Raw genomic sequence first — 12,247 nt, forward strand, 5'->3', positions numbered from 1 at the left:
GTGCCTTAAGTTGGAGCTATGAGCGATAAACAGCCGGATAAAGCCACACCGTTTGATGAAGACATGGACGTGCCTACCTATAACGCGAAGCCTGCAAGCAAAGAATCCGTCTCCAGCGAGAAGAACTCGAAGCCGGGCCTCTTCGAGCGCGCCGGCCGCGCCGAGCCGCAGGAGATCAAGCCTTCCCAAAGGCAGCAGGACCACCCTGAAACCGAGGTTATGGCCTACTCCAGCGCGAATGAAGCCGCGCGTCAGCAAAGTGGCGCCAGCGAGGAGACCGTAGCATTCGCGCAACCGGAGGAAGCCACGCCGGGCAGTGCCGAGGAGGAATCGGCACTTGCTACTGCCGACACCCCCGCGGAAAGCACCCTCAGCACTGAAACCGCAGAGGAGCGCGAGGCCCGCCTGCAGGCGGAACAAGAAGAAAAAGAAGGATATCACCGCTACGGTCGCCGCGGCACTATCGACTTTGGTCTGCTTTTCATTCGCATCGCACTGAGCGCCTACCTGATCATTGCCGGTGCAAAAACCTTTTTCGAGCTCGGTGATAGTCAGGGCTTGTCCGGTCTAGAGGGCGACTTTGCTAACTATGCCTGGGATACCGCACTATCCATTGCGGTTCCGACCATGCAGCTTATCGCTGGTGTATTCCTGTTGCTGGGTCTCATTACGCCTCTGGCTGCCATGCTCGGATTGGTAGTGACCGGCTTTACCGCTGTGCATGAACTAGCGCAGGCCGGCGCCGGCTTGGACGTCTTTAGCTGGCCAGATTCGGTCTGGCTTTCCTTGGTCCTCTTTGTCATCGCAGTAGGCCTGCAGTTTACTGGCCCGGGCTTTATTTCCCTAGACTTCAAGCGCTCCTGGGCACGCCGCCCGCTGGGCACCTCCTGGGTCTTTGTGCTTATCGGCGTAGCGATTCTCGTAGGACTCTGGTTCTTCGGTGCGGGAGTTAATCCGCTGAACTAATCGCCAGTAGATTATCCGTCGCACTCGCGGCGGATTTTCTTTTACCCCTTGCTTTCTCGAGTGGAAAGTATGATACTTTCTAAAGTGGAAAATAACGGAGAACCGAGGACGAAAGGGATGGCGACTATGGGTGACAGCGTGCACGAGGCACTGGCCTTCAATGAAGAAATGGAGCAGGACCAGGGCGCCAAGCGGAAGACTGGGCTTAATGCTTTGTTTGCTGCGGCGCTAGCGGGACTGTGGTTTGTCCTGAGTCAATTTGGGAAAGGCATGCCGCTGTGGTTATCCCTCGGAGTCATAATTGCCTGCCTGGGTGTAGGCCTCTGGGTAGGCGCTAAAAAGCGTGACGTGCGTGCAGGCTATAGACAAAATCCTTTTGACCAGCCGCAGCCGGATAAGAAATACTATTTCGGATTTTTTCTAATATTTGCCCCTACGTTTTTCCAGACTTTTCTCGAAGGGCATATGGTAATTGCGGGCATCGTATTCACGCTGTGGGGCTTGGGTGTGTTTTGGGCTCTCAATTCGGGAGCAATGGATATGTCCACGCGTGATCATGGAGATGACAAGCAGGCGAGCGGTGATGAGTGAGCTTGATCCAGTAATTCACCCGCTCAACCGATTTAAGATTTGTGCGGTACTTAATGCTGCCGGGGCGGTGGAAGGCGTCATTAATAAGGAGATGCGCTTTGCAGCGATCCGGGACAAGGTGAATCAATCTGATGCCACGCTTTCTAAGCAACTAAGCGCCTTGGAAAAGGAGGGTTATATCAGCAGATTTCGCGAGTACGGATCCTCGCGGGGTAAAGACACGGTGTGGGTGATGCTCACGGCCAAAGGTAAGGCGGCATTCGACTCGCATCTTTCGGCGCTTAAGACGCTAGCGGGTCAGGAGTAGCGGTGCGTGCCGGTCGGCTGCGCCGGGCAGCGTAAAGTGCGGCCGCATAAAGCGCGACGGATAGCACGGTTAGCCAGAGGAAGTCATCTACCCAAAACTTTTGGTAGCGCTCCATGGCGTGGACATCGACTTGGTCGCCCCACCACCACTTGGGCGGGACAGTAAGCAGCATGCCCGCCCAGGCGAGGAGTACGGTAAGCAGGCTGCCCGCAGCCCATCCCGTAGATAGCCAGCTCCAGGCACGGTAAAGGAAGACTGGGATGATGAGCGTGAGCCAGACCCAGTGGTGTGACCAAGAAACGGGGGAGATGAGCAGGAGGGTGAGGGCGGTGACCAATTGGGCGTCGACAAGCAAATGCTCCTCGCACAGTCGCTTAATAAGCCACGCCGCGAATGCAATGACCACGAGGGAGGCGGCGATCCATGCAATGTTGATAGCCAGCCCATTTGCGTCCATGGCCTCCGAAGAAGAATACATGCGCTGAATGGCGCCCTTGATAGAGCTATTGGACTGGTAATCGGTCCCCACGCCGAAGTCGCCGCCAGAGCCCATATCGAGCAATTTGGAACTAAAGAACTCCACGAATGCGCCCCAGCGGAAGGCCGCGGCAAGAAGTGTGGCCGCGACAGCGGAAAGGAGCGCTGTGGCAATCTGCTTCCACTCCTTGCGCACAAGGAAATAAAGCAACATGGCCAGAGGAGTTATTTTGATGGCGGCCGCTAGACCGACCAGGATTCCCTGTGGCAGGAAACGCCGGCGCGGAACGAGGTCGAGGACTACGAGCGCCATGACCACGATATTGATTTGGGCAAAGCCGTTATTGAGGTCAACCGGCTCAAAGCGCAATACAATTGCCCACGTAATGGCGGTGACGGGCAAAAGGAACTCTGGCTTTTTCAGCACTGCCTTGAATACAAGGTAGAGGCAGAGGAGCACGAGAAGGTCAGAGAGGACGACCACGATGTCGCCTGCCATGTCGTGGTCAATGCCATCGAAGGCCGTCAGCGGAACCATGACCAACGCGCCGAAGGGTGGATAAATAAAGGGCAATTGAATATCGCCAGCCAGCATGGGTTCGCTGTAGACAGAGCGGTGTTCAAGGAAGGCCTTGACGCCCTCGCGGTAGATCACCATATCGATGGGGAAGTCCGTGATGTGGATGTCTTGAACGATCTTCCTAGCGCCAAGAATGAGTCCCAGTAAGGTCAGGGCATAACGGAATAACGGGGCACGCGCGAGTTTCATCGCAGGATATCTTATGCGATTTGCAGGCAAAAGGCGCGCACCCCACCGAGGCACAGCAATTTAGCAGCTATCTCCGGCTAATTCACATAACCGTCAACTACGCGTACCGCGCCGCGGTCGGCAGAGGCTGCCATGGCCGCATACGCGCGCAGCGCCTTGGTGATCGGTCGGTTGCGGCTCACTGGAGTCCAGGGGTGCTCGCGCAGTTCTTGGGCAGCGCGGCGGCGCTCCAGCACGTCCTCGTCCACATCCAGGGTGAGTTGGCGCTCATGGATGTCGATGGTGATGGTGTCGCCATTTTCGATGAGCCCGATTAGGCCCTGGTGGGCCGCCTCGGGGGAGATGTGGCCGATGGAAAGGCCGGAGGTGCCGCCGGAAAAACGGCCGTCGGTAATCAAGGCGCATGCCTTGCCCAACCCGGCGCCCTTGAGGAAAGAGGTTGGGTGGAGCATCTCCTGCATGCCAGGGCCGCCGGACGGGCCTTCATAGCGAATGACGACCACGTCGCCCGGTTGAACCTCCTTATTGAGGATGATAGATACCGCTTCTTCCTGGGACTCTACGACTCGTGCAGGGCCGGAGAAGGTCCACAGCTCTTCTTCGACGCCTGCTGCCTTGACGATGGCCCCGTCGGGGGCCAGGTTTCCGCGCAGGACAACGAGGCCGCCGTCGGAAGAAAAGGCATGAGCGGCGTCATGAATGCAGCCATTAGCGGCGTCAGTATCGAGCTCGTCCCAGCGGTTGGATTGGGAAAAAGGTTCGGTGGTGCGCACGCCGCCGGGGGCGGCGAGGTAAAGCTCACGGGCCTCATCGGTGGCGTGCGGGTTGCGGATATCCCAGTCATCGAGCCACTGCTCGGCGTTATCGTACAGCGCCGTATGCACCTTCAAGTTCAGGTACCCGGCGCGGCGAAGTTCTCCCAAGATGGCGGGGATGCCGCCGGCGCGGTGGACATCCTCAATGTGGTAGGTGCCATTGGGCGCGACCTTGGACAGGCAGGGCACGCGGTAGGAGATGTCATTAATGTCATCGAGGGTGAAATCCACCTCGCCTTCCTGTGCGGCTGCAAGCGTGTGGAGGATGGTGTTGGTGGATCCGCCCATGGCCATGTCTAGCGCCATGGCGTTGGTGAAGGCTTCCTTGGTGGCGATATTGCGGGGGAGAACGGATTTGTCCTCCTCGCCGTAATAGCGGCGGCACATATCGACGATGGTGGAGCCGGCCTTTTCAAATAGGCTGCGGCGAGCCGTGTGGGTGGCAAGGGTGGTGCCGTTGCCGGGCAGCGCCAGGCCGAGTGCCTCGGTCAGGCAGTTCATGGAATTGGCGGTAAACATGCCAGAACAGGAGCCGCAGGTGGGGCAGGCGGATTCCTCCACCTGGGTCAAGCCTTCATCAGATACCGCGTCGTTTGCAGAGGCGGTAATGGCGGTGATGAGGTCGGTGGGGGCGTGGGCTACGCCATCAACCACGACGGCTTTGCCGGCCTCCATCGGTCCGCCGGAGACGAAAATGGTGGGAATGTTTAGCCGTAGTGCCGCATTGAGCATGCCCGGGGTGATTTTATCGCAGTTGGAGATGCACACCAGGGCGTCGGCAGTGTGGGCATTGGCCATGTACTCGATGGAATCGGAGATGATTTCGCGTGAAGGCAGCGAGTAGAGCATGCCGCTGTGTCCCATGGCGATGCCATCATCGACAGCGATGGTATTGAATTCCTTCGGTACGCCGCCGGCCTCGCGTACGGCGTCGGCGACGATATCGCCAACGTTTTTAAGGTGTACGTGGCCGGGGACGAATTGCGTATAGGAGTTGGCAATGGCGACGATCGGCTTGCCAAAGTCATTTTCCTTGGTGCCGGTGGCCCGCCAGAGGGCGCGGGCTCCAGAGGCTTGGCGGCCGACGGTAGTTACTTTTGAACGCAGCGGGAACATGGTTTTCAGTCACCATTCCTTCAAGGATGTGGGGGGAGTGTAGGCGGCGTATTTAGTTTTCGGCCGAAGGCTTGAGCTCGGGGTGGCGCTCGAGGTAGTCCTCATACTCTTCTTTGCTGAGGAGGACTTGTTGGCCGTCACGGTGGACAATTACCACCTTGTCATCTGCCGCTTCACGGCCCTGGGTAAGGGCGTCAGGGATGCGGCCCCGGGAGGCTTCCGAAAGTCGCGGGAGCGAGTTAAAGGTAACGCCGGGCATGTTGTGCTCCGCGCCGGCCTTGGTGCGGGCGAAGGCGCGGGCGCGTTGGAAGCCGATTCCGGCAAAATCGTCCCATGCGATCTGGATATTTTTCCGGAATGCGTAAGAGATAGCGATTCCAGATTCGGAGACTTTGGTACGGGATTTTATGACCCACCACAATCCGAGGATGGGGATAATGAACAGCCACGCGAGGTATTTGGGAGCCCATCCGATGCTCAGCAGAGCAATAGCGGACAGGATGAGGATGCCCAAGATGTGGTCGCGGGATGGCTTGAAAACCTCTGCCTGGGTGGTGGACTGACGAGGTTTGTTGTCCTTAGGTGGTGGAGTCATAGTGTGCAAGCCTAATTCACTAAGGCCGGCAAGGGCGAACCTATTTTTCAGGCGTGTCTCACCAGGTGGGAATATGATCCCAAAAGGGGGTAATCTCCACGAGTGTAATACCTATCAATGTATAGTCATGCCCATGATCATTATTCGACTTCAGGTAGTACCAACGCGGTGGTGACCGCGACGCCTCATGACGTCGACGCATTGCGCCCCCGCAGACAGAAAAGTCCGCGGGGGCTTTGTTCATATCTGGAGCCGGTGCCAATGATGATCAGGACCAGTAATAGACCATTCCAAGGAGCACATTAACCGTGGTTACGACAACTTCGCCCACGCCCGCTTCGGTGGCTGCGGCCTCACGCGCCCACGCTCCGGAGCGGATGAGTGGTGCCCACGCCATTGTCCGCACTCTCGAAGACTTGGGAACCGATATCGTCTTCGGCATTCCAGGCGGTGCCGTGCTTCCTCTATACGATGCCTTGCACACCTCGACCAAGCTGCGCCATGTGCTCACCCGCCATGAACAGGGTGCCGGCCACGCCGCCGAAGGCTACGCCCAAGCTTCCGGCAAGGTAGGCGTATGCATTGCCACCTCCGGGCCGGGTGCGACCAACTTGGTGACAGCGCTTGCCGACGCCAACCTGGACTCCGTTCCCATCGTTGCCATCACCGGCCAGGTGGGCAGCAACCTCTTGGGAACCGATGCCTTCCAAGAGGCCGATATTCGCGGCGTGACGATGCCGATTACCAAGCACAACTACATCGTGACGGAACCGAGCCAGATTCCAGCTGCCATTGCAGCCGCATTCCATCTGGCGTCTACGGGCCGTCCAGGGCCGGTCTTGGTGGATATTCCAAAGGACGTGCAAAACGGTGAATTGGAGTATTCCTTCCCGGCTACGTTTGATCTGCCTGGATATAAACCGACAACCAAGCCGCACCATCGCCAGATTGCGCAAGCGGTTGAGCTCATTGCACAGGCAGAAAAGCCGGTCATCTATGCCGGCGGCGGTGTCATCAAGGCCGAGGCGGCCAAGGAGCTGCGCGAGTTTGCGGAATTCTCCGGAATCCCTGTCGTGACTACGCTCATGGCCTTGGGGGCCTTCCCAGAATCTCATCCGCTCCACATGGGCATGCCGGGCATGCATGGCACTGTCCCTGCAGTTGCGGCCATGCAGCGAGCTGACCTGTTGATTACTATCGGCGCGCGATTTGATGACCGAGTAACCGGTGATACCTCCACTTTTGCCCCTGAGGCCCAGGTAATTCATGCTGATATTGACCCGGCTGAAATTGGGAAAATCCGCGACGTTGCCGTGCCAATCGTGGGCGATGCCCGCAACGTGTTGGCAGGTCTCTTAAAGGAGTACCGTAAGAACTCCGCGGTGAAATCTCCGGAAGTAGGCCCATGGCGGGATTACCTCGATGGACTCAAGGAACGGTTTCCCCGTGGCTATGATCCCACTCCGGATGGGCAGCTCAATCCCCAATTTGTGCTGGAAAAGCTGAGTGAAACCGTAGGTCCTGAGGCTATCTACTGTGCCGGTGTGGGACAGCACCAGATGTGGTCGGCACAGTTCATTGATTTTGAGCATCCACGCTCTTGGATCAACTCCGGCGGTGCCGGAACCATGGGCTATGCCGTGCCGGCGGCCCTCGGTGCCAAGGCAGCATGCCCGGATAAAGAAGTGTGGGCGATTGACGGTGACGGTTGCTTCCAAATGACCAACCAGGAGCTCACCACCGCGGCATTGGAGGGCTTTCCGTTTAAGGTTGCCGTCATTAATAACGGCAACCTCGGCATGGTCCGTCAGTGGCAGACGCTATTCTTTAATGAGAACTACTCCAATACCAAGCTGCGAGAACGTGATGTCTATACCCCAGACTTCGTCCGCTTGGCAGAGGCGCTGGGATGCGAGGCCATCCGAGTCACCTGTGAGGAAGAAGTAGTGCCGGCCATTGAACGGGCCCGCGCAATCAATGACCGCCCAGTGGTCCTTGACTTCATCGTTGGTGAGGATGCCCAGGTCTGGCCAATGATTGGTGGTGGGGCGTCTAACGAAGAAATTCAATATGCCCGTGGCTTGCGCCCGCTTTTTGCTGACAATGAATCGGCAGCAGAAGCTCCTGCCGATATCGACGAGACCATCCAGGAGGTATAGGCATGGCACCCAGTGACGTTTCCCGGCATACTCTGTCGGTCCTGGTAGAAGACGTCGAAGGGATCCTGTCCCGTGTGACCGGCATGTTTTCCCGGCGTGGGTACAGCATCATTTCGCTGGTTTCTGCCCAAACGGAAAATCCAGGGATTAACCGGCTAACCATCGTGGTCGATGCGTCCGAAAGGATTATGGAGCAGGTAACCAAGCAGCTCAACAAGATTGTGCCGGTCATCAAGGTGGTGGAGCTCGAAGCGGACTCGACCGTGGCGCGAGCCCTGATGCTGGTCAAGGTGGCTGCAAATAACGCCAACCGGCCGCAGGTGGTCGATGCCGTTAATATCTTCCGTGCCCGCGTGGTAGACGTGGCACAAGAATCCGTGGTGGTGGAGGCTACCGGTACCCCTGGCAAGCTAGCGGCGCTTCTCGATGTCCTGGAGCCCTTCGGCGTGCTTGAACTGGTGCAGTCTGGTGACGTGGCCTTGGGGCGTGGTCCCAAGGCGATGGCACCCCCGCGAAATTAAATCCCACTATATGGGCGCTGCGTCTCGCACAGTGGTATAGTGCTAGGTGGGACGTTAACTCATTGAACTTACAATCACTACAGAATTGAGGACTACGACATGGCTATTGAAACCTTCTACGACGATGATGCGGATCTGTCTATCATTCAGGGTCGCAAGGTAGCCGTTATTGGTTACGGCTCCCAGGGGCATGCACACTCGCAGAACCTGCGCGATTCCGGCGTCGAGGTTGTTATTGGTCTGCGTGAAGGTTCCAAGTCTGCGGCCAAGGCTGAGGAAGCAGGCTTTGCGGTCAAGACCGTTGCAGAGGCCGCCAAGTGGGCAGACGTAATCATGCTGCTGGCACCAGATACTTCTCAGAAGCAGATCTTTGAAGATGAAATTGCCCCCAACTTGGAAGACGGCAATGCGCTGCTGTTTGGGCACGGCTTGAATATCCACTTTAAACTGATTGAACCGCAAGCCAATGTGACCGTTGGCATGGTTGCACCTAAGGGGCCAGGCCATCTGGTTCGCCGCCAGTTCGTTGATGGCAAGGGCGTTCCGTGCCTCATCGCTACCGAACAGGATCCTAAGGACGAAGGCCACGATCTGACCCTGTCTTATGCAGCAGCCATCGGTGGTGCGCGTGCCGGCGTTATCCCGACGACCTTCGAAGCAGAGACGGTTACTGACCTCTTTGGCGAGCAGGCTGTCCTGTGCGGTGGCGTAGAGTTCCTGATTCGCACCGGCTTCGAGGTTCTGACTGAGGCTGGATACGAGCCAGAAATGGCCTACTTTGAGGTGCTGCACGAGATGAAGCTCATCGTGGACCTGATGTTTGAGGGCGGCATCGCCAACATGAACTACTCGGTATCTGATACCGCCGAGTTTGGCGGCTACATTTCTGGCCCTCGCGTTATTGATGCTGATGCCAAGCAGCGCATGAAGGATATCTTGTCCGATATCCAGGACGGCACCTTCACCAAGCGCCTGCTGGCCAATATTGAGGGCGGCAACAAGGAGCTGGAGAGTCTGCGTGAGGAATTTGCACAGCACGAAATTGAAAAGACCGGCACCAAGTTGCGCGATTTGATGAGCTGGGTCAAGAACCCGCTGGATGCTACTGCCTAGGAACAAAAGGCGGTGTCTGTAGCGCACACCCACGGTGAACAGGCATGTTTACCGTGGGTTTAGCTTTATTTGTTTCAGGTAAAACTCCAGTGCGGGGAGTAGGATGAGGGCCATGGGTTTTACGACGCCAAGCTATGATCTCAAAGACCTCTTTGCACGAATTGATCGCGGGGATATCCAGTTACCTGACTTCCAGCGCAGTTATGCCTGGGATGAAGATCGTATCCGTTCTCTGATTGTTTCCGTGCTGCGCGGCTATCCCATTGGCGCGCTCATGGCTCTTGATACCCGAAACGAAAAGATGCGCTTTCGTCCCCGTGCCCTAGCCGGCGCACCTGAAACCGGCGTCGACCCCGGCTTGCTCCTTTTGGACGGGCAGCAGCGCCTGACCACCCTATATCACTGCTTCAACGGCGAGGGCTTCGTAGACACCACTGACTTCCGCAAGAAGAAGATTCACCGCCGCTTCTTTATCGATATTCGCGCGGCCGTTCGCGGAGATCTAATGCCGGATGATGCCATCTTCGCGGTCAATCAAGACGGTAAGATTCGCTCGCACTTTGCACCAGCAATTGAGGGCGATGTCCTAACGCGCGAAGATGCACTAGAGAATATGTGCATTCCCGTGGCTTCTTTGCTCAGTGAAGACGGCGTCGGCATGCTTTTTGAACTTGCGGCGACCAAGCAGGAATACAGCGCCGAACTGGCTGCCTTTAATAATCGCATCGTTCGACCTTTGTCCGGCTATGACCTGCCAATGATTCGACTTTCCCGCGAGACGGAGAGAGCCGGAATCGGCTCGATTTTCGCTCAAGCGAACTCGGCCGGTTTGCAGATGGACGTATTCGATCTGCTTACCGCCGTCTTTGCCTCTGAGGACCCCAGCTTCCACTTGGCCGCTGATTGGCACGAAGTGGAAAAGGACCTGCGGAAGTCTCCAGCCTTGGACGGAATTGGCCGCACCGAGTTTCTCTCCGCTGTATCGCTTCTGGTCTCCGGTGAAAAGGGCTGTGCCGGTGGCCAGCGCGAGGATATTTTGAAATTGTCATTGGCGGAGTACAAGTCGGCAGCCAACAATCTGCGCATCACCTTCCGCGAGGTATCAGAGTTCTTGGCGCAGCGCTGCATCCTCAGCATGGACCAGGTTCCGTTTAATGAGCAGATTGTTCCCCTGGCAGTCATTATCGCCCGCTTGGCCAAGCGCGGGGGAGCGCTTTCTACCGAGCAGTCTTGGAACCGTATCAACCAATGGTTCTGGTGTGGCGTCTTTGGCGAGCTCTACGGCTCTTCTGCGGTGCAGCTGCGCGCAGCTCGCGACGTGGATGAGGTCACCGAATGGGTAGCCGGTGCAACGGATGAGGCGCCGAAGACCGTTACCGATGCCACCTTCCGTGAATCCCGTCTGCTTTCCGTAGATGGCAAAGATGGCGTATGGCACGGACTCTATGCCCTCCTCATGGCGCGCGGCGCGAAAGACTGGCGCACCGGAAAAGCCTTTACCCGGCATACGTTTGAAGAGCTCAAGCCAGGCTTTTTCCCTGTGTTCCCGCTCAATTGGTGCAAGCGTCACGGCGTCGATCCCGTCTTGGCTGAGTCGGTGATGAACTACACCCCGATGGGCAAACGAACCGAGGTAGTGCTCGACGGTTTCGCCCCCAACCGCTACCTTCCCCGCGTTCAGTCCAAGTCCATCATGGAAGATGCGCAATTTGATGAGGTGCTAGCATCCCACGAAATGAACCTGGACTATCTGCGCGCATCCCAGCCGCGTGAATTCCTTGCAGACCGCCGTCACCGGTTCTTGGACATCGTGGAATATGCTTTAGGCAAACCCGTTATCCGCGATGTGGATGAAGCAAACCTGTGTGGTGGAGAGGAAGGTCCGCAAGCTTTTGATCGCTAAATCTGTGCGCTTGGCCGCTACAGTGCTTGTTGCTTCTCTAGCGCTAGCAGCCTGTGGCACTCCGGTCACAGAATCCAAGCTGGTCAGGCGCGGTCTGTCCGATTTGGATGAGTCCGAAATCGATCTCAGCAAGGCCAAGGCGGAAAACCAAAACCGTCTTATTGATCCGAAATTTGATGGCAAGTTGGTCATTGTTAATGACCCCATTGGAATTGAAGCCAGCCGCCTATTTTTTGAAGATTCGGATTCGCTTGTCCTTTTTTCCCCGGATGATAAATCTATTCTTCGTGCAGCAACCTTGGCGGTAAACCAGCATTTGCCGGCGGTGCAGTATGACGATGCTAGGCGTTTGGAAATCCATAAGCTGCTCACGGACTTGGGAGTAAGTCGCCTCGTGATAGTCGGTGACGTGCCGTGGGCGGAAACCTCTGGTGAATTCAGCGTGATCAAGGATCCAGGAACGCATAGGGCACTAGGGGAGTTCACGGCATTCCAGTATGGTTCCAAGGTGGTAGCCTCGCCGGAGCAGATGGTAAAGGATATCGCACGGCTGGATAAGACTCCCCATATGGAGCTGCGTCCTGCCTGGGTGCCGTATGAAGGCGAACTTGATGCTGGCGAGGAAAAGAATCAACCCATCCCAGCACAGTCCCGCAGGGACGGCCAGATGGCGCCAAATATCGTTGCCACTAAGGATAGCCCCATCGCGAACGTTATTACTGCGGCAGCCTACGGTGGAAGAGTTTTGGTCATGCCGACTGCCGATCCGCTAGCGGATAAGCACAGCATGGCTGCTGTAGCGGGCCTAGAGGACGGCGCCTTAGTAGCCTTGGGGCCGGAATTCGGTCGAGTGAAAGAATTTAAGGAAAAAATCAAGCAGGGCACTCCTGACTGAACTACACTTCCTTGACACGC

11 protein-coding genes are annotated in these 12,247 nt (G+C 57.0%); 8 read left to right on the top strand and 3 right to left on the bottom strand.

Features of this window, described 5'->3' with window-relative positions:
• The first annotated feature begins 18 nt into the window (after positions 1–18).
• The 3 genes from RAE04_RS04335 (at position 19) to RAE04_RS04345 (ending at position 1,864) form a co-directional block, all read left to right on the top strand.
• Complete coding sequence (locus RAE04_RS04335; RefSeq protein WP_317026549.1) at positions 19–966, top strand: DoxX family protein; 948 nt, start codon at positions 19–21, stop codon at positions 964–966.
• Positions 967–1,050: 84 nt separating this feature from the next.
• Positions 1,051–1,557, top strand: coding sequence for a hypothetical protein (locus RAE04_RS04340; protein ID WP_286688058.1), 507 nt, complete (start codon positions 1,051–1,053; stop codon positions 1,555–1,557).
• The gene (locus tag RAE04_RS04345) at positions 1,550–1,864 is read left to right on the top strand and encodes a transcriptional regulator (RefSeq protein ID WP_317026550.1); all 315 of its coding nucleotides are present in this window, start codon (positions 1,550–1,552) and stop codon (positions 1,862–1,864) included. Before RAE04_RS04340 ends, RAE04_RS04345 begins: the two co-directional genes overlap by 8 nt.
• Here the strand turns inward: RAE04_RS04345 and RAE04_RS04350 are convergent.
• The 3 genes from RAE04_RS04350 to RAE04_RS04360 all read right to left on the bottom strand — a co-directional run bounded on the left by RAE04_RS04350 (position 1,839) and on the right by RAE04_RS04360 (position 5,636).
• Positions 1,839–3,110, bottom strand: coding sequence for a glycosyltransferase family 87 protein (locus RAE04_RS04350; protein WP_317026551.1), 1,272 nt, complete (start codon positions 3,108–3,110; stop codon positions 1,839–1,841). The two genes, RAE04_RS04345 and RAE04_RS04350, sit on opposite strands and share 26 nt — an antisense overlap.
• A 77-nt stretch (positions 3,111–3,187) precedes the next feature.
• A complete protein-coding gene (gene ilvD, locus RAE04_RS04355) occupies positions 3,188–5,041 on the bottom strand; it encodes a dihydroxy-acid dehydratase (RefSeq protein WP_317026552.1) in 1,854 nt (617 codons plus the stop codon).
• A 52-nt stretch (positions 5,042–5,093) separates the two neighbouring features.
• The gene (locus tag RAE04_RS04360; protein WP_287555829.1) at positions 5,094–5,636 is read right to left on the bottom strand and encodes a PH domain-containing protein; all 543 of its coding nucleotides are present in this window, start codon (positions 5,634–5,636) and stop codon (positions 5,094–5,096) included.
• 308 nt (positions 5,637–5,944) lie between these two features.
• Between RAE04_RS04360 and RAE04_RS04365 the strand changes: the two genes are divergently transcribed.
• From RAE04_RS04365 to RAE04_RS04385, 5 genes are all read left to right on the top strand, one after another.
• Positions 5,945–7,795, top strand: coding sequence for an acetolactate synthase large subunit (locus RAE04_RS04365; RefSeq protein WP_317026553.1), 1,851 nt, complete (start codon positions 5,945–5,947; stop codon positions 7,793–7,795).
• Positions 7,796–7,797: 2 nt separating this feature from the next.
• A complete protein-coding gene (ilvN, locus tag RAE04_RS04370) occupies positions 7,798–8,316 on the top strand; it encodes an acetolactate synthase small subunit (RefSeq protein ID WP_005327728.1) in 519 nt (172 codons plus the stop codon).
• A 99-nt stretch (positions 8,317–8,415) separates the two neighbouring features.
• Positions 8,416–9,429 carry a ketol-acid reductoisomerase gene (gene ilvC / locus RAE04_RS04375; protein WP_287555824.1) on the top strand — a complete coding sequence of 338 codons (1,014 nt, stop codon included), beginning with the start codon at positions 8,416–8,418 and terminating at the stop codon, positions 9,427–9,429.
• Positions 9,430–9,541: 112 nt separating this feature from the next.
• Complete coding sequence (locus RAE04_RS04380) at positions 9,542–11,332, top strand: DUF262 domain-containing protein (protein ID WP_317026554.1); 1,791 nt, start codon at positions 9,542–9,544, stop codon at positions 11,330–11,332.
• Positions 11,280–12,227: a hypothetical protein gene (locus RAE04_RS04385; protein ID WP_317026555.1), complete on the top strand. Its 948-nt coding sequence runs from the start codon at positions 11,280–11,282 to the stop codon at positions 12,225–12,227. Before RAE04_RS04380 ends, RAE04_RS04385 begins: the two co-directional genes overlap by 53 nt.
• Positions 12,228–12,247: the final 20 nt, after the last annotated feature.

Origin of the sequence: Corynebacterium sp. CTNIH16 (assembly GCF_032821655.1) — a bacterium.
In the GTDB taxonomy this organism is placed as follows: domain Bacteria; phylum Actinomycetota; class Actinomycetes; order Mycobacteriales; family Mycobacteriaceae; genus Corynebacterium; species Corynebacterium marquesiae.

Coding starts and splice junctions, on each gene's coding strand:
- ilvN (WP_005327728.1), top strand. CDS start 7,798: ATGGCACCCAGTGACGTTTCCCGGCATACTCTGTCGGTCCTGGTAGAA.
- RAE04_RS04380 (WP_317026554.1), top strand. CDS start 9,542: ATGGGTTTTACGACGCCAAGCTATGATCTCAAAGACCTCTTTGCACGA.
- RAE04_RS04345 (WP_317026550.1), top strand. CDS start 1,550: ATGAGTGAGCTTGATCCAGTAATTCACCCGCTCAACCGATTTAAGATT.
- ilvD (WP_317026552.1), bottom strand. CDS start 5,041: ATGTTCCCGCTGCGTTCAAAAGTAACTACCGTCGGCCGCCAAGCCTCT.
- RAE04_RS04360 (WP_287555829.1), bottom strand. CDS start 5,636: ATGACTCCACCACCTAAGGACAACAAACCTCGTCAGTCCACCACCCAG.
- RAE04_RS04335 (WP_317026549.1), top strand. CDS start 19: ATGAGCGATAAACAGCCGGATAAAGCCACACCGTTTGATGAAGACATG.
- RAE04_RS04385 (WP_317026555.1), top strand. CDS start 11,280: ATGAAGCAAACCTGTGTGGTGGAGAGGAAGGTCCGCAAGCTTTTGATC.
- RAE04_RS04350 (WP_317026551.1), bottom strand. CDS start 3,110: ATGAAACTCGCGCGTGCCCCGTTATTCCGTTATGCCCTGACCTTACTG.
- ilvC (WP_287555824.1), top strand. CDS start 8,416: ATGGCTATTGAAACCTTCTACGACGATGATGCGGATCTGTCTATCATT.